At 66.7% G+C, this 16351-nt stretch carries 18 protein-coding genes; 12 read left to right on the top strand and 6 right to left on the bottom strand.

The window, feature by feature from the left end; translation table 11 throughout:
- The first annotated feature begins 64 nt into the window (after nucleotides 1–64).
- From ACQI46_RS23505 to phoU, 5 genes are all read left to right on the top strand, one after another.
- Nucleotides 65–646, top strand: coding sequence for a TetR/AcrR family transcriptional regulator (locus ACQI46_RS23505; protein ID WP_427096461.1), 582 nt, complete (start codon nucleotides 65–67; stop codon nucleotides 644–646).
- A 106-nt stretch (nucleotides 647–752) separates the two neighbouring features.
- Nucleotides 753–1763 (top strand): acyl-ACP desaturase, encoded by a 1011-nt coding sequence (locus ACQI46_RS23500; protein WP_427096460.1) that lies wholly within the window; start codon nucleotides 753–755, stop codon nucleotides 1761–1763.
- 38 nt (nucleotides 1764–1801) lie between these two features.
- Complete coding sequence (dusB, locus tag ACQI46_RS23495) at nucleotides 1802–2935, top strand: tRNA dihydrouridine synthase DusB (RefSeq protein ID WP_427096493.1); 1134 nt, start codon at nucleotides 1802–1804, stop codon at nucleotides 2933–2935.
- 216 nt (nucleotides 2936–3151) lie between these two features.
- Nucleotides 3152–5116, top strand: a complete 1965-nt coding sequence (locus ACQI46_RS23490) for an LCP family protein (protein ID WP_427096459.1) — start codon at nucleotides 3152–3154, stop codon at nucleotides 5114–5116.
- A gap of 84 nt (nucleotides 5117–5200) precedes the next feature.
- Complete coding sequence (phoU, locus tag ACQI46_RS23485) at nucleotides 5201–5869, top strand: phosphate signaling complex protein PhoU (protein ID WP_427096458.1); 669 nt, start codon at nucleotides 5201–5203, stop codon at nucleotides 5867–5869.
- A gap of 21 nt (nucleotides 5870–5890) precedes the next feature.
- Here the strand turns inward: phoU and pstB are convergent, their stop codons facing one another.
- From pstB to ACQI46_RS23455, 6 genes are all read right to left on the bottom strand, one after another.
- Nucleotides 5891–6667, bottom strand: coding sequence for a phosphate ABC transporter ATP-binding protein PstB (gene pstB / locus ACQI46_RS23480; RefSeq protein WP_427096457.1), 777 nt, complete (start codon nucleotides 6665–6667; stop codon nucleotides 5891–5893).
- A gap of 22 nt (nucleotides 6668–6689) precedes the next feature.
- Nucleotides 6690–7604 (bottom strand): phosphate ABC transporter permease PstA, encoded by a 915-nt coding sequence (pstA, locus tag ACQI46_RS23475; RefSeq protein ID WP_427096456.1) that lies wholly within the window; start codon nucleotides 7602–7604, stop codon nucleotides 6690–6692.
- Complete coding sequence (pstC, locus tag ACQI46_RS23470) at nucleotides 7601–8668, bottom strand: phosphate ABC transporter permease subunit PstC (RefSeq protein ID WP_427096455.1); 1068 nt, start codon at nucleotides 8666–8668, stop codon at nucleotides 7601–7603. Before pstC ends, pstA begins: the two co-directional genes overlap by 4 nt.
- Nucleotides 8669–8716: 48 nt before the next feature.
- Nucleotides 8717–9847: a phosphate ABC transporter substrate-binding protein PstS gene (pstS, locus tag ACQI46_RS23465; RefSeq protein ID WP_427096454.1), complete on the bottom strand. Its 1131-nt coding sequence runs from the start codon at nucleotides 9845–9847 to the stop codon at nucleotides 8717–8719.
- Between the two features lie 116 nt (nucleotides 9848–9963).
- The gene (mshD, locus tag ACQI46_RS23460; RefSeq protein ID WP_427096453.1) at nucleotides 9964–10857 is read right to left on the bottom strand and encodes a mycothiol synthase; all 894 of its coding nucleotides are present in this window, start codon (nucleotides 10855–10857) and stop codon (nucleotides 9964–9966) included.
- The gene (locus ACQI46_RS23455; protein ID WP_427096452.1) at nucleotides 10854–11639 is read right to left on the bottom strand and encodes a winged helix-turn-helix transcriptional regulator; all 786 of its coding nucleotides are present in this window, start codon (nucleotides 11637–11639) and stop codon (nucleotides 10854–10856) included. Before ACQI46_RS23455 ends, mshD begins: the two co-directional genes overlap by 4 nt.
- Before the next feature lie 190 nt (nucleotides 11640–11829).
- Here ACQI46_RS23455 and lmeA point away from each other — a divergent pair, with 190 nt between their 5' ends.
- The 7 genes from lmeA (at nucleotide 11830) to ACQI46_RS23420 (ending at nucleotide 16225) form a co-directional block, all read left to right on the top strand.
- The gene (gene lmeA, locus ACQI46_RS23450; RefSeq protein WP_427096451.1) at nucleotides 11830–12624 is read left to right on the top strand and encodes a mannan chain length control protein LmeA; all 795 of its coding nucleotides are present in this window, start codon (nucleotides 11830–11832) and stop codon (nucleotides 12622–12624) included.
- On the top strand, nucleotides 12621–13043 hold the full coding sequence (locus ACQI46_RS23445) for a TlpA family protein disulfide reductase (RefSeq protein ID WP_427096450.1): 423 nt from the start codon (nucleotides 12621–12623) through the stop codon (nucleotides 13041–13043). Before lmeA ends, ACQI46_RS23445 begins: the two co-directional genes overlap by 4 nt.
- Before the next feature lie 29 nt (nucleotides 13044–13072).
- On the top strand, nucleotides 13073–13162 hold the full coding sequence (locus ACQI46_RS23440) for an Ms5788A family Cys-rich leader peptide (RefSeq protein ID WP_427096449.1): 90 nt from the start codon (nucleotides 13073–13075) through the stop codon (nucleotides 13160–13162).
- A 193-nt stretch (nucleotides 13163–13355) separates the two neighbouring features.
- A complete protein-coding gene (locus ACQI46_RS23435) occupies nucleotides 13356–14189 on the top strand; it encodes a sulfurtransferase (RefSeq protein ID WP_427096448.1) in 834 nt (277 codons plus the stop codon).
- Between the two features lies 1 nt (nucleotide 14190).
- Entirely contained in the window at nucleotides 14191–14493 is a 303-nt protein-coding gene (locus ACQI46_RS23430; protein WP_059098314.1) for a DUF1416 domain-containing protein, read from the top strand.
- Between the two features lie 177 nt (nucleotides 14494–14670).
- Nucleotides 14671–15300: an FABP family protein gene (locus ACQI46_RS23425; protein WP_427096447.1), complete on the top strand. Its 630-nt coding sequence runs from the start codon at nucleotides 14671–14673 to the stop codon at nucleotides 15298–15300.
- Nucleotides 15301–15436: 136 nt separating this feature from the next.
- Complete coding sequence (locus tag ACQI46_RS23420; RefSeq protein WP_427096446.1) at nucleotides 15437–16225, top strand: SDR family NAD(P)-dependent oxidoreductase; 789 nt, start codon at nucleotides 15437–15439, stop codon at nucleotides 16223–16225.
- Nucleotides 16226–16351: the final 126 nt, after the last annotated feature.

Raw genomic sequence — 16351 nt, 5'->3', positions numbered from 1 at the left:
CGCTCTTCCTGTCGACGCGTCACGAATTTGACTACACACGTTGTCACTTGAGCTTAGGAGGGTCGTGACGTCAGGTCAACGACGAGGTAGATGGTCCGGCGTTCCGTTGTCGGACCGTCAGGCGCTGCGCCGCGACGAGTTGATCGCCGCCGGCATCGCCGCCCTCGGCGATCCTGAGCGCCCCGGTCTGACGGTGCGCGCGGTGTGCCGGTCAGCCGGCCTGACCGAGCGCTACTTCTACGAAAGCTTCACCGACCGAGACGATTTCGTCGCCGCCGTCTACGACGAGGTGTGCACCGCCGCGATGTCGGCGCTGTTGAAATCCGACAGTCCACGCGATGCCGTGGAACGGTTCGTCTCTTTGATGGTCGACGATCCGACACGCGGCCGGGTGCTGCTGCTCGCCCCGGAGGCCGAACCCGTACTGGCCCGCTCCGGTGCCCGGTGGATGCCCAACTTCATCGAACTGCTCCAGCACAAGCTGACCCAGATCACCGATCCCACGGTGCAGGCGATGATTGCCACAGGGCTGATCGGGGCACTCACTGCACTGTTCACCGCGTACCTCGACGGCAGGCTGGCGGCGACCCGCGAACAGTTCATCGACCACTGTGTTGAGCTACTGCTCAGCGGCGCAACGACTTGATAACAGTTCCGACCTGCGTGTGAGCTGCGGCGCGGTGGCTTGAATGTCACCGAAAGACACAGATATATTGACTGCAACTAACAGGTACAGATAACTGGGAGGCGTTGTGTCGAAAGACCTGACCGACCTGCAACTGCTGAAAGAACTCGAGCCCGTCGTCGAGCCCTTGGTCAACCGGCACCTGCGGATGAGGAAGGATTGGAACCCCCACGACTTCATCCCGTGGTCGGACGGCAAGAACTACTACGCCCTCGGCGGCCAGGACTGGGACATCGAGCAGTCGAAGCTCTCCGAGGTCGCCCGGGTCGCGATGCTGACGAACCTCCTGACCGAGGACAACCTGCCGTCGTACCACCGCGAGATCGCGATGAACTTCAGCATGGACGGGCCGTGGGGCTTCTGGGTCAACCGCTGGACCGCCGAGGAGAACCGGCACGGCATCGCCCTGCGCGACTACCTCGTCGTCACCCGCAACGTCGATCCGGTCGAACTGGAGATGCTGCGCATCGAGCAGATGACCCGCGGCTTCTCCCCCGGCCAGAACCAGCAGGGTGGGGACGAACTGTTCGCCGAGAGCCTGTTCGACTCGGTGATCTACGTGACGTTCCAGGAGCTCGCCACCCGGGTGTCGCACCGCAACACCGGCAAGGCGTGCGACGACCCGATCGCCGACCAGCTGCTGCAGCGCGTGTCGGCCGACGAGAACCTGCACATGATCTTCTACCGCGACGTGTCCGAAGCCGGCTTCGACATCGCCCCCGACCAGGCGATGAAGTCGCTGCACAAGGTGCTGCGCAACTTCAAGATGCCCGGCTACACCATCCCGGACTTCCGCCGCCGCGCCGTGACCATCGCCTCCGGCGGTGTGTACGACCCGAAGATCCACCTCGACGACATCGTGATGCCGGTGTTGAAGAAGTGGCGCATCTTCGAACGCGAGGACTTCAACGGCGAGAGCGCCCGGCTGCGCGACGACCTCGGCCTTCTGGTCGAAGAGCTGCAGGAGGCCGTCGACAAGTTCGAGGTGGCCAAACAGCGCCGCGAGGCGCGGCTGGCCCAGATGGCCGAGAAGAAGGCGGCCAAGGCCCAGCTGGTGGGGACTTCAGCGGCATCGTGACCACCAGCGTCGACGCGCCGCGACCGGCCCGATCTGCGTTGCGGATCGGGCCGATCGCATTGCGCAGTCCGGTCGTGCTGGCCCCGATGGCCGGCGTGACCAATGTCGCGTTCCGCACGTTGTGCCGCGAGCTCGAGCTCAGCCGGGCCGGCACGGTCAGCGGGTTGTACGTGTGCGAGATGGTGACGGCCCGCGCGCTGGTCGAGCGCCATCCCGTCACCATGCACATGACGACGTTCGCACCTGACGAACAGCCGCGGTCCCTGCAGCTCTACACCGTCGACCCGGCCACCACCTACGCCGCGGCGAAGATGATCGTCGACGAAGACATGGCCGATCACATCGACATGAACTTCGGCTGCCCGGTACCGAAGGTCACCCGCCGGGGCGGCGGTGCCGCGTTGCCCTACAAGCGTCGGCTGTTCGGGCAGATCGTCGCGGCCGCCGTCCGCGCCACCGAGGGCACCGACATCCCGGTGACCGTCAAATTCCGCATCGGCATCGACGCGGAACACCACACCCATCTGGACGCCGGCCGTATCGCCGCCGAGGAGGGCGCCGCAGCGGTGGCGCTGCACGCGCGCACCGCGGCCCAGCGCTACTCCGGACAGGCCGACTGGGAGCAGATCGCCGCGCTGAAGTCGCACGTCCGCGATATTCCGGTGCTCGGAAACGGTGATATCTTCGACGCCCGAGACGCGCTGGCCATGATGGCCGCGACCGGGTGTGACGGTGTGGTGATCGGCCGTGGCTGCCTGGGGCGGCCCTGGCTGTTCGCCGAGTTGTCGGCCGCCTTTTCCGGGGCGGAACCGGCGACCCCGCCCACGCTGGGCGAGGTCGCCGCGATCATCCGAAGGCACGGCGAGCTGCTGGCCGCCCACTTCGGAGAGGACAAGGGAATGCGGGACATCCGCAAGCATGTGGCCTGGTATCTGCACGGTTTCCCCGCCGGAGCCGACCTGCGCCGGTCGATGGCGCTGGTCAAGACCATCTCGGAGCTCGACGACCTGCTCGAGCAACTCGACCACGACGAGCCGTTCCCCGCAGCCGCCTACGGCCCGCGGGGCCGCCAGGGTTCGGCCGCCTCAATCACGTTGCCGGAGGGTTGGCTCGACGACCCCGACGACTGCACCGTGCCTGCCGGCGCCGACGTGATGCACTCCGGCGGCTAGCTCGTCGAGACCATTTCGAGAGATTTCTGACACTTTTCCCGGCTGGATGTCTCTCAGGTTGTCTCAGTACGATGAAAAACCACATGTTCGGCTCCAGTGGCGGAGCCAGAACCAGTGCTTCATGACAGAAGGCACGGGTACGGCAAGTGATGTGCCGATGCGCAACGAGGCGCATGAGCACCACGGAGCCGACACAGCTGGAGGGCCGGTACGAAGATGAGCGACGGCGACAAGCAGGACGCCGCTGCAAATTCTGGCCGTCCCATGCCCGGCGACGACGACAGGTCCGACAGTGACTGGCTTACCCGAACCCCGCGGCCGACGCCAGGCGCCGCGCCGTGGGAGCGCCGAATAGAGCCTGCCGGCGACGAAGCCGACGACGAGGCGCCCCGGCCTGTCACCGTCGCCGACCTGATCGCCAAGATCCACGGAGACACCGGCCCGATCACCCCGCGGCGTCGCCGCGCCGCACCAGAACCGGAGCCGGAACCGGTGGTCGATGCCGAACCGTACCCGGTCGACGACCTGGAGACGACGGTCCTGCCCGCCGTCGTCCCCGAGCCGGAACTGCCCGTCCTCGGCGAGGCACCGCCCGCCGCGCCCCGGCTGTCCCGGACTCGGCCGCACCGACGCAGCCTGCTGGCCGGACGCACCGCCGCCGCGCTGATCGCGGTGCTCGCCCTGGTGCTCACCGGAGGTGCCTGGCAGTGGCAATCGGCCAAGAACAACCTGCTCAACAAGGTGTCGGCGCTGGACCCGGACTCGCGCGACATCCTCGATCCCAACGCGCAGTTCGGTGACGAGAACTTCCTGATCGTCGGTACCGACAGTCGCATCGGCGACAACAGCGCCATGGGCGCCGGGACCACCGAGGACGCGGCGGGCGCCCGCTCGGACACCGTGATGCTGGTGAACATCCCGGCCAACCGCAAACGCGTGGTCGCGGTCTCGTTCCCCCGCGATCTCGAGATCGAGCCGATGAAGTGCGAACCGTGGAACGCCGAGACCCGCGAGTACGGGGTGATCACCGACGAAGAGTCACCGATGTACGGCATGGACGAGGTGTACACCGAGTACAAGCTGAACTCCGCATTCGCCGTCGGCGGCCCGAAGTGCCTGGTCAAGGTGATCCAGAAGCTGTCCGGTCTGCACGTCAACCGGTTCATGGCCGTCGACTTCGCCGGCTTCTCGAAGATGGTCGACGCGCTCGGCGGTGTCGAGGTGTGCAGTACGACCCCGATCGAGGATTACGAGCTGGGCACCGTGCTCGCCCGGGCCGGCCGTCAGGTCGTCGACGGGCACACCGCGCTGAACTACGTGCGTGCGCGCCAGGTCACCACCGAGACCAACGGCGACTACGGGCGCATCAAACGTCAGCAGCTGTTCCTGTCGTCGCTGCTGCGCTCGCTGATCTCGAAAGAGACGTTCTTCTCGCTGTCCAAGCTCAACAACGTCGTCAACATGTTCATCAACGACAGTTACGTCGACAACCTGACCACCAAGGACCTGGTGGACCTCGGTCAGTCCGTGCAGGGCGTGACAGCCGGGCGCATCACGTTCGTCACCGTGCCGACTGTCGGCTACGCCGACGAGTGGGGGAACGAGATTCCCCGCACCGACGACATGCGCGCCCTGTTCGACGCGATCATCAACGACGACCCGCTGCCCGAGGAACGCAACCCCGACAACACACCGGTCCCGGGCACCCCGGAGTCCCAGACCAACGGCGTCACCGCACCGACCGAGGACCCGTCCCCCGAGATCATCAACGCCGTCACCACCGAACCCTCCGACGTCACCGTGCAGGTATCGAACTCGACCAGCCAGTCCGGGCTCGCCTCGTCGGCCGCCGGGGCGCTACAGGCGTACGGGTTCAACGTGACCAACCCGGACGACTATCCGGGGCCGCTGGAGCAGACGACGGTGTTCTTCTCTCCCGGCAACGAGGAGGCCGCCGCCACGCTGGCCGCGTCGTTCCCCGACTCGACGATCGAGCGCATCGGCGGGCTGGGCGACGTCGTGCAGGTCGTCCTCGGCACGGACTTCAACTCTGTGTCTGCACCGCGCCCGAGCGGATCGTCGGTGCAGGTCGAGGTCATCCGCGGCACCAAGAGCAGCGGGGCGACGGCCCTGCCCGAAGACCTCACCGTCACCAACGCCGCCGACACCAGCTGCGAGTGAGCAGCACCATTTCGGCAGGTGGGCTTCACCTCTCGTTCATCGTGTGCTCGTGACGGGGGTCGGTACGCGCCGTAGTCTTGACGCATGCGTACCGCGTACCACGAGCAGTTGGATGCCCTGACCAGTCAACTCGGCGAGATGTGCGGGCTGGCGGGCGTCGCGATGGAGCGCGCCACCCAAGCCCTGCTGCAGGCCGACCTGAGCCTGGCCGAGCAGGTCATCACCGACAACGACCAGATCTCCGCGATGAGTGTCCGTGCCGAGGAGAGCGCCTTCGTGCTGTTGGCGCTGCAGGCCCCGGTGGCCGGCGACCTGCGCGCGATCGTCAGCTCGATCCAGATCGTCGCCGATGTCGACCGCATGGGCGCGCTGGCGTTGCACGTCGCCAAGATCGCCCGCAGGCGCCATCCCCAGCACGCGTTGCCCGAGGAGGTCAACGGCTACTTCGCCGAGATGGGCCGGCTGGCGGTGGAACTCGGGCACAGCGCACAGGAGGTGCTGATCACCCGCGACCCGGAGAAGGCCGCGCGGATCAGCGAAGAAGACGACGCGATGGACGACCTGCACCGCCACCTGTTCTCGGTGCTGATGGACCGGGAATGGAAGCACGGGGTCGCCGCGGCGATCGACGTGACGCTGCTGGGGCGGTTCTACGAGCGCTTCGCCGACCACGCCGTCGAGGTGGCGCGTCGGGTGATCTTCCAGGTCACCGGCAAAAATCCCGACGAAGAGCAGCTGCCCGCGTCGCGCTGAGCGACGCGGGCTTTCCCGCGATCAGCCGAACCGGCCCGAGATGTAGTCCTCGGTGGCCTTCTTGGTCGGGTTCGAGAAGATCTTCTCGGTGTCGTCGATCTCGATGAGTTTGCCCGGTTTACCGGTGGCCTCCAGATTGAAGAACGCCGTCTGGTCGCTCACCCGGGCGGCCTGCTGCATGTTGTGGGTGACGATCACGATCGTGAAGTCCTGTTTCAAGGTCGAGATCAGGTCCTCGATCGCCAGGGTCGAGATCGGGTCCAGCGCCGAGCACGGCTCGTCCATCAGCAGCACGTCAGGCTGCACGGCGATGGCGCGCGCGATGCACAGTCGTTGCTGCTGACCGCCGGACAGGCCGCCGCCCGGCTTGTCGAGCCGGTCTTTGACCTCGGTCCACAGGTTGGCACCGCGCAGCGAGCGTTCGGCGACCTCGTCGAGGGTCTTCTTGTTGCGGACGCCGGCCAGCTTGAGCCCCGCCACCACGTTGTCGCGAATCGACATGGTCGGGAACGGGTTCGGGCGTTGAAAGACCATACCGATGGTCTTGCGGACACCGACGGGGTCGACGCCTGCGCCGTAGATGTCCTCACCGTCGAGCAGCACCGAGCCTTCGACGCGGGCGCCGGGAATGACCTCGTGCATGCGGTTGAGGGTGCGCAGCACGGTGGACTTGCCGCAGCCGGAGGGGCCGATGAACGCGGTCACGCTGCGCGGCTGCACCGACAGCGACACCTCGGCGACGGCGTGGAACGCACCGTAGTAGATGTTGACGTCTTTGAGATCGAGACGTTTGGCCATGTCGGTTTTCTCCTAAACCTGCTCAGACCTTTTTAGGGGCAAAGAATTTGGCGAGGAATCGCGCGCCGACGTTGAGCAGCGCGATCAGCACGATCAGGGTCAGCGCCGCGCCCCACATGCGGTCGGTGGGCACGGGGTTGGCGCCCGCGCCGGCGGAGGTCTGGTCGTACATCATGCCGGGCAATGAGCCCATGAATCCGCTGAACATGTCGAAGTTGATCGCCTGGGCGTACCCGACCAGGATCAGCAGCGGGGCGGTCTCGCCCATCACGCGAGCGAGCGCCAGCATGATGCCGGTGACGATGCCCGACAACGCCGTCGGGATCACGATCGCGGAGATGGTCTTCCACTTCGGCACCCCGAGTGCGTAGCTGGCTTCGCGCAGGTCCATCGGCACGATCCGCAACATCTCCTCGGTGGACCGCACGATCACCGGAATCATCAACAGCACCAGGGCAAGTGACACCGCGAAACCGGAACGTTCGAAGCCCAGCGTGGCAACCCACAGCGCGTAGATGAACAGTGCGGCCACGATCGACGGCACGCCGGTGAGGATGTCGACCATGAACGTGGTGACCCGCCCGAGTCGGGTGCCACCTCCGTACTCGACGAGGTAGATGCCGACGAACACGCCGACGGGGATCGAGATCGCCGCGCAGATCAGGCCTTGCAGCAGGGTGCCGACGATTGCGTGGTACGCGCCGCCGCCGGCGGCGAACGCCGTCATGCCCGCCTGCGAGTTCCACCACCAGGTGCTCGACGTGACCGCGCCGATTCCCTTGGCCACCACGGTGTAGAGCACCCACACCAGCGGCACGAGCGCCACCAGCACCGAGGCGGTCACCAGCACCGTCGCCACCTTGTCGACGGCTTTGCGTCGCAGGCTCAGCCCCTGGAAGGTCGGCGCCTTGACGGGTTGGTCGAGTGTGCTGGTCATGACTTGCCCTTCCCGGCGACCGCGGCGCGGGCCAGCGAGTTGACCACGAACGTGAGGATGAACAGCACCAGACCCGCGGCAATGTAGGCGCCGGCCTTGTACTGGTCGTTGAATTCCGATGCGGCCGAGGCGATCAGGCTGGCGAAGGTGTAGCCGCCGTCGAAGAGTGACCAGCCGAAGGCCTCCTGCGTGCCGCGCAGGATGATCAGCAGCGCGATCGTCTCGCCGAGTGCGCGACCCAGACCGAGCATTGCACCGCTGATGTAGCCGGACATGCCGAACGGCAGCACCGTCGTCCGGACCACCTCCCAGCGCGTCGCGCCCAGCGCCAGGGCGGCCTCGATCTGGCCGCGCGGCGTCTGGACGAAAACCTCGCGAGTGACCGCGGTGATGATCGGCAGGATCATCACCGCGAGCACGATTCCGGCGGTGAAGATCGTGCCGCCACCCGACACCGAGGCAGTGCCGTCGGCGAAAAGGAACATCCAGCCCAGAGAATCGTTGAGCCACAACGCAAACGGCTTGATCGCCGGCGCCAGGACATACAGACCCCAAACGCCATAGATGATCGACGGCACCGCGGCCAGCAGATCGACCAGGTAGGCCAGCGGACTACTGATCCGTCGCGGCGCGTACTGCGTCAGATAGATCGCGATACCCAGGGCCACCGGCATCGCCAGGATCAGTGCGAACACCGACACGAACACCGTCACCTGCAACAGGTCCAGGATGCCGAAGTGCATCGCCGAGGTGTCGGTGGTGATCCAGTTGCCGCCGAAGAGGAAGAAGTTCTCCTCGTTACGCGCGAGCGCCGGGACCGCGCGCCACAGCAGGAAGATCCCGATCGCGGCGATGATCGCCACGATCAGGACGCCCGAACCTTCGGCCAGGATCCTGAAGATGCGGTCGCCGAACCGCACCTTGGCGTTCTTGGCGGGGTCCGTCGAGATCGGAGTGGGCGCGGGGAGGGGTGCGGCCAACGCCTCACCCGACCCCGAGTCGGCTGGATTGGGAATCGTCACAGAAGTTCCGTCGAAGCCCTTCTCGGTTCCGTGGTACGTCATTCGGTCAGACCCCCATCCTCGCCTCGATACCGCCCCGGTGCCAAGCAGCTAGGCAGTCGAGCCGATGGCGTCGATGGACGTGAGCAACCGCTCCTTGAACTTGTCCGGCAGCGGCACGTAGCCGGCCGAGGACAGGTCGCCCTGCCCGTTGTTGGCAGCCACCGTCAGGAACGACTTCACCGCCGTCGCGGTCTCGGCGTCATAGCCGTTGGAGCAGACGATCTCGTAGGTCGCCAGCATCAGCGGGTACGCGCCCGGCTCCTGGGTGGCGTAGATCGAGTCCAGATCCAGCACCAGGTCGTTGCCCTCGGACGCGAACGCGGCGGCGTCGATCGCCTTGCCGGCGGTCTCGTCGTTGAGTTCCACCGCACCCGCACCCGTGTCGATCTGTGCGTAGGGGACACCGGCCTGGTCGGCGAAGCCCTTCTCGACGTAACCGATCGAGCCCGGGGTGGCCTGCACGGCCTGCACCACGCCGGCGGACTTCTGCGCGCCCTCCCCGGCGCCGCCCTGGAACTCGCTGCCGGCGCCCTGCGTCCACGTTTCCGGGGCGGCGGCGGTCAGGTACTTCTGGAAGTTGTCGGTGGTGCCGGACGAATCCGAGCGGTAGACCGGGGTGATCGGGCTGTCCGGAAGGCTGGCGCCCTCGTTGAGCGCCGCGATCGCCGGGTCGTTCCAGGTGGTGATCTGGCCCGAGAAGATGCGTGCCAGCGTGTCGGCGTTGAGCACCAGCGAGTCGACCCCGTCGAGGTTGTAGGCCAGCGCGATGGGCCCGAACACCAGCGGCAGGTGCCAGGCCGGATTGCCACCGCACCGCTGGGCCGCGGCGGCGATCTGCTCGTCCTTGAGCGCAGAGTCCGAACCGGCGAAGTCGACGTTGCGCGCGATGAACTGCTCGCGGCCGGCACCCGAACCGGTCGGGTTGTAGGACAGGTTCTTGCCCGGGCACGCCTGACCCCACACCTGGTTGAACACGGCGACGGCGTTCTGCTGAGCGGTCGAGCCCTCGGCGGTCACATTGTTCTTGCCCCCGCAGTCAGCGGCCGACGCCGAACCGGTTCCCGTCCCCGTGGTGGTGGGCGCGTTGTTGTCGCTGCCACACCCCGCAAGCGTCAACGCCGCGATTGCTGCGATGGAGGCGGTCGTGCCGAACGTCCTGCCGATGCTGTTGCGCTTCACTGATCCCACTTTCCTGACTCGATGCCCAGACGGCTGCGATCTCTCGGGCAACGTATGCGGCCGTGGTGGATCGTTCGCGGACTGCAAGTGAACGCGAGGTGAACGGTTCAGCGTTCTTACAGGTTTGCGGCGTAGGCCACGTCGGCGTTGGCCACGTGGAAACCGAGACGTTCATACGTCTTCACCGCGGCAGTGTTGTCCGCCTCGACGTAGAGCATCACGTCGGGCTCGACTCCGCCGACGGTCAGCCGCTCGGCCAGGTGGTGCAGACCGAGGAGCGTCAGCGCCGCACCCAGGCCGCGGCCTTGGGCGGCCGGGTCGACGCCGACGACGTACACCTCGCCCAGCGACGCCGAATGCACCTTCGTCCAATGGAATCCGAGTAGCGCACCGGATTGCTCGTCGAACGCCAGGAACAGTCCTGCGGGATCGAACCACGGCTCTGCGCGCCGCTCGGCGATCTCGGCGTCGGTCCAGCCGCCCTGCTCGGGATGCCAGGCGAAGGCGGCGTTGTTGACCCGCAGCAGTTCGGCATCGTCGTCGGGACCCGAGTAGGTGGCCAGACGCACCGCGTCGAGCGGCGGCACCGCGGGCAGGCCGGTCAGCGGGCGACTCATCTGCAGCAGTCGGCGTACCGCCACCAGACCCAGAGCCTTCGCGGTTGCGCGCGCGGGTTCGAGGTCGCCGTGTGCCCAGAAGCGGGTGCCGACGGCATCGGTGTCCAGTGCGCTGCGGATCATCGCAGAACCGATGCCGCGGCGACGGGCGTCAGGGTGCACGACCAGTTCGGCCATGGGCGGCGCGTCGTCCGCGGCGGGCGCGAGATTCAGATAGCCCAGCACGTCCCCGTCTCCCCCGGCGACCAGATGCCGGGTCCGGCTGTGATTCAGAGCGCGCAGTACCTGCTCCCCGACCGGGGCGACCCCGTCGGAAGCGGTGGCCGCAGCGACGAGGTTGCGGATCTGCTGACGCTGCTCGTCGGAGAGTTCGCGATGCCAGTCGACCGTCACGGACTCCCCAGCGATTCGGAGACGGCTTCGCTACCCAGTTCCTCGACGTCGTCGTCGTAGGGATCGTCGTCCATGTCGTCCGGCAGCGGTGTGCCTGCCGTGGCGCCGCGACCGCGGGCCGGCCGGACCGCCTTGTATCCGACGTTGCGGACCGTGCCGATCAACGATTCGTATTCGGGGCCGAGTTTGGCGCGCAGCCGTCGCACGTGCACATCGACGGTGCGGGTGCCGCCGAAGAAGTCGTAACCCCACACCTCCTGCAGCAGTTGAGCCCTGGTGAACACTCGGCCGGCGTGCTGCGCGAGGTACTTCAGCAGCTCGAATTCCTTGTAGGTGAGGTCGAGAGGACGACCGCGCAGACGGGCCGTGTACGTGCCCTCGTCGATGACGAGCTCACCGAGGCTGATCTTGCCGACGTTCTCCTGCGTGGCGAGCCCGCCGCGTCGTCCCACCAGTAACCGCAGCCGTGCGTCGATCTCGGCCGGCCCCGTGCTGGGCAGCAGGATCTCGTCGAGACCCCACTCCACGCTGACGGCGACCAGCCCGCCTTCGTTGACGACGGCCACCACCGGCACCGAGGTGCCCGTCGTGCCGAGCAGACGACACAACCCGCGCGCGGCGGCGAGGTCGGTACGCGCGTCGACGATCGCCACATCCGCGGTTCCGGCCTCCAGCAACGACGACACCTCGGTAGGTGCCGTACGCACGTTGTGCGCGAGCAGGGCCAGCGACGGTAGGACTGATTCAGGATGCGGGTCAACCGTGAGTAGCAGTAGATCCAACTGGCCCTCCAACGGTCGTGGAGATCATTCGGCAGGCCACCGCCGGTACGTCGTTGTCGCGCGGTGACTTCCCAGATTCATGCCTGACACACGGCCGTTACCCGACCGTTGATGGTCTAACGATAGCGCGCTACCTGCCTGTAAGCCGCGCGGAACGGAGTTGCTGGACCCCGTGGGCCAGAATGTCGGGGTGCGCAAGCTCCTGCTCGGTGCCCTCGCGACCCTGTCGGCATTGGTCCTCGGCGTGGTGGGCATCGACTTCGGCGCCGCGATCTACGCGGAATATCGCCTGGCCAGAAGCGTTCGTACCGCCGCAGACCTGAACTGGGACCCGTCGGTGGCGATCCTGGGCTTCCCCTTCGTCACCCAGGCGTCCCGACACCACTACGACGAGGTCGAGATCAAAGCCAGTGGCGTCGATCACGCTGTCGTCGGGAAGGCGTCGCTGGAGGCGACCCTGCACTCGGTGGAGCTGCCCGGGTCGTGGCTGGTGCAGCCGGACTCGACGCTGTCCGTCGACAAGCTGGAAAGCCGCATCATCATCGACTCCACCCACTTGGGCCGCTTCATGGGCGTTCCCGACTTGCTCGTCGAGGCACCGACCGTCGAGACCAACGACTCGACCGGCGGCACCACCGAGTCCGGCATCTCGAGTAACCGCGGGGTGGTGTTCACGGGCACCCCGGACAAGGCCGGGTTCGGCGAGCGCGTCAGCATCGCAGTGGACCTGTCGGTGACGGGGCCGCAGGACTCGACCCTGGTCCTGACGGCGACCGGAGTCTTGACCGGGCCGGGGACCGCCGATGTGGACGTGCCCGAGGAGCAGTTGCCCGCAGTGCTGGCCGCGTTCACCACCACGCTGCCCGGCCAGCGCCTGCCGTTCGGGGTCGCACCGACCAGTCAGGGCGCCCGCGGTTCGGACATCATCATCGAGGGCATCACCGAGGACATGGAGCTCCGACTCGACCAGTTCCGCCTCCCATGACCTCGACATGGGTCGCGGTCGTCGCGGTGGTGATCGTCGTGGCCGGCCTGGCGATCTTGATCGGGCGGCTCGTCGCGCTGCGCAGCACTCTGGCCAGAGGCGCCGCCGAGTGGCCCGACGTGGACACCAGCGATCTGGGTCTGTCCACGACCGGCCCGACGATCCTGCACTTCAGCGCGCCATGGTGCGGGCCGTGCGTCGGAGTGCGACGCGTGGTCGACGACGTGTGCGCCGAGCTTCCCGCCGTCGCCCACGTCGAGATCGACATGGACGCCAATCCCGAGGCGGCGCGCAAGCTTTCGGTGCTGTCGTTGCCGACGACGTTCATCTTCGACGCCGAGGGCCGGCAGCGCTATCGGACCTCGGGTGTGCCCACCGCCGCTGACCTGCGATCGGCTCTGCATCGGCTGTTGGCTTGATCACCCTGTCATTGGGTAAGCTGTGGCCCGTGTCAGCCCGCCTCGAGCCTTCGCTCACCAAGCGCCGCGCAGTTGATCTGTGCCGCGTCGCGGGTTGTTGCTGTTGTTGTTGCTGCTGAGTAGCCGCGTTTTCGCTGTGCGCCGCACTCTCGTGAGCGGCCGCCGACCGGCCCGCCAGCCCGCCAACGCACAACAGGAGCCTCTTTCATGTCGATGATCACCACCGCCGAGCGCACAACCGTGCTGCTTCGGCGACTCGTTCCCGCCCGCACGTAGCGACCCGCCCCCAACGAAAACCGGAAGGACCCCTCTATGGCACGCTCCGACGTCCTGGTCTCAGTCGACTGGGCCGAGAGCAATCTCGACGCGCCGAACACCGTCTTCGTCGAGGTCGATGAAGACACCAGCGCTTACGACACCGGACACATCCCCGGTGCCGTCAAGATCGACTGGAAGACCGATCTGCAGGATCCGGTTCGGCGCGACTTCGTCGACGCCGAGCAGTTCTCGAAGCTGCTGTCCGAGCGCGGTATCTCCAACGATGACACCGTGATCCTCTACGGCGGCAACAACAACTGGTTCGCCGCGTACGCGTACTGGTACTTCAAGCTCTACGGCCACGAGAACGTCAAGTTGCTCGACGGTGGCCGCAAGAAGTGGGAGCTCGACGCGCGCCCCCTGTCGACCGACAAGGTGGAGCGGCCGACCACGAGCTACGCCGCCAAGGCCCCCGACAACAGCATCCGCGCGTTCCGTGACGAGGTCATCGACGCGATCGGCAAGAAGAACCTCGTCGACGTGCGCTCCCCCGACGAGTTCTCCGGCAAGATCCTCGCTCCGGCGCACCTGCCGCAGGAGCAGAGCCAGCGCGCGGGTCACATCCCCAGCGCCATCAACGTTCCGTGGAGCAAGGCCGCCAACGAAGACGGCACTTTCAAGTCCGACGAGGACCTGGCCAAGCTGTACGCCGAGGCCGGCCTCGACGGGGAGAAGGAGACCATTGCCTACTGCCGGATCGGTGAGCGTTCCTCGCACACCTGGTTCGTGCTGCAGGAGCTCCTCGGACACAAGAACGTCAAGAACTACGACGGTAGTTGGACGGAATACGGCTCCCTGGTGGGAGCCCCGATCGAGTTGGGAAGTTGATATGTGCTCTGCACCCAAGCAAGGACTGACGTTGCCCGCCAGCGTTGACCTGGAGAAGGAAACGGTCATCACCGGCCGGGTCGTGGACGGCTCGGGGCAGGCGGTCGGCGGAGCGTTCGTGCGCCTGCTGGACAGCTCGGATGAGTTCACCGCCGAGGTCGTCGCGTCGGCCACCGGTGACTTCCGCTTCTTCGCGGCGCCGGGCACCTGGACGCTGCGGGCGCTGTCGAAGGTCGGTAACGGCGACGCGGTCGTCGCGCCGTCGGGCGCCGGGATCCACGAGGTCGACGTCAAGGTCGCCTGACGGAGTCGGGCAGTGGGGCCCCGCTTAGGACCCAGGTCCGGTCGCGAGCAGGATCTCGTCGGCGGTTAGACTCTCCGTCGTGGTGCTGTTCTTCGAGATCCTGCTCGTCGCGGCCGTCGTGGTGATCACCTGGTTCGCGTTGTACGCGTTGTATCGCCTGGTCACTGACGAGTCGTAATGACGTCCGGCGACGAAGCGGTCGCCGCTGCGGCCGAGCGGGCGAAAGAGACCGCTGCACGCAACATTCCGGCGTTCAGCGACCTGCCGTTGCCCGCCGACACGGCGAATCTGCGTCAGGGCGCCGACCTCAACGACGCGCTGCTCGCGCTGCTGCCCCTGGTGGGCGTCTGGCGCGGCGAGGGCGAGGGGCGCGGCGCGCACGGCGACTACCGCTTCGGTCAGCAGATCGTCGTCTCCCACGACGGCGGTGATTACCTGAACTGGGAAGCACGGTCGTGGCGGCTGACCGAGGACGGGGACTACGACCGGCCCGATCTCCGCGAGACCGGTTACTGGCGGTTCGTCACCGATCCCGCCGACCCCGGCGAGTCCCAGGCCATCGAGCTGCTGCTGGCGCATTCGTCGGGCTATGTCGAGTTGTTCTACGGCCGGCCGCTCAACCAGTCGTCCTGGGAGTTGGTCACCGACGCTTTGGCGCGCAGCAAGTCCGGCATTCTCGTCGGCGGCGCCAAGCGGCTCTACGGAATCATCGAGGGCGGTGACCTCGCCTACGTGGAGGAGCGGGTCGACGCCGACGGCGGCCTGGTTCCGCATCTGTCGGCGCGGCTGTCCCGGTTCGCGGGCTGATCCACCGACCACACCTGTGGTAGAACTGTAATTAACAACGGCCCCCCGGGGTGACCGTTGCTTTTCCCGCCGTCGTCGTCGGCAAGATTGCGCGGACGAGTGCGGCACCAACAGTTCGCAACCAGAGGAGCCGTCGATGACTCAGAATTCCTACGCGGTGGTCATCGGCGGAGCCTCGGGCATCGGCGCCGAGATCTGTCGCGAAATGGCCGCTCAGGGCTACGCGGTGGTCATCGCAGACCGGAACGTCGAGGCCGCCGAGTCGATGCTTGCCGAACTGCCCGGCGAGGGGCACGCTGCCGCGGAAGTCGATGTCTCCGACGAGTCAAGTGTCGCAACGCTTTTCGCCTCTCTTGAGCAGCGGGACGGCCGCTTCGAGGTCGCCGTCAACTGCGCAGGTATCACCGCGCTCGGGTTGGTGACCGAACTGCCTGTGGCCAAGTTCCGCCGGGTGCTGGACGTGTGCCTGACCGGAGCGTTTCTCACCATCCAGCACGCCGGCCGCCACATCGCCGACGGAGGCGCGATCATCTCGCTCAGCTCGCTCAACGCCCGACAGCCGGCGGTCGGCATGAGCGCCTACTGCTCGGCGAAGGCAGGCCTGTCGATGCTGACGCAGGTCGCCGCCCTGGAACTGGCACCGCGCGGCATCCGAGTCAACGCGATCGCACCCGGCCTGGTGCGCACGCCGCTGACTTCCGGCGCGCTCGGTGTTCCCGGCGTCGAAAGCGAGTACGTGGAGAACGTCCCGCTGGGACGTCCGGGCACTCCGGCCGAGATCGCCGAAGCCGTCATGTATTTGGCCCGAGCACAGTGGGTCACCGGTGAGGTGCTCGACATCAACGGAGGTGCGCACATGATGCGCTACCCCAACGTGCACGCGCACTTCGAGCGGTCCACGCAGTCGACCGCCGCTCGCGGCTGACATTGCGCCTGCCCGCGTCCACATTGCCGACAGTTATTCGCAATACCGGCTTTTGATAGTCCACTGCTGTTGCAATACAGCCGCATGCCTTCGTATAGTTAGTTTCAATTCTAGTTGATTGACTGT

The sequence above is a fragment of the Mycobacterium sp. SMC-4 genome (genome assembly GCF_050205565.1).
GTDB lineage: Bacteria > Actinomycetota > Actinomycetes > Mycobacteriales > Mycobacteriaceae > Mycobacterium.
Note: the sequence above shows the minus strand (reverse complement) of the source record. Positions and strands in the feature narration are given on the sequence as shown.

Coding starts and splice junctions, on each gene's coding strand:
- ACQI46_RS23490 (WP_427096459.1), top strand. CDS start 3,152: ATGAGCGACGGCGACAAGCAGGACGCCGCTGCAAATTCTGGCCGTCCC.
- phoU (WP_427096458.1), top strand. CDS start 5,201: ATGCGTACCGCGTACCACGAGCAGTTGGATGCCCTGACCAGTCAACTC.
- pstB (WP_427096457.1), bottom strand. CDS start 6,667: ATGGCCAAACGTCTCGATCTCAAAGACGTCAACATCTACTACGGTGCG.
- pstA (WP_427096456.1), bottom strand. CDS start 7,604: ATGACCAGCACACTCGACCAACCCGTCAAGGCGCCGACCTTCCAGGGG.
- pstC (WP_427096455.1), bottom strand. CDS start 8,668: ATGACGTACCACGGAACCGAGAAGGGCTTCGACGGAACTTCTGTGACG.
- ACQI46_RS23445 (WP_427096450.1), top strand. CDS start 12,621: ATGACCTCGACATGGGTCGCGGTCGTCGCGGTGGTGATCGTCGTGGCC.
- ACQI46_RS23435 (WP_427096448.1), top strand. CDS start 13,356: ATGGCACGCTCCGACGTCCTGGTCTCAGTCGACTGGGCCGAGAGCAAT.
- ACQI46_RS23430 (WP_059098314.1), top strand. CDS start 14,191: ATGTGCTCTGCACCCAAGCAAGGACTGACGTTGCCCGCCAGCGTTGAC.
- ACQI46_RS23425 (WP_427096447.1), top strand. CDS start 14,671: ATGACGTCCGGCGACGAAGCGGTCGCCGCTGCGGCCGAGCGGGCGAAA.
- ACQI46_RS23420 (WP_427096446.1), top strand. CDS start 15,437: ATGACTCAGAATTCCTACGCGGTGGTCATCGGCGGAGCCTCGGGCATC.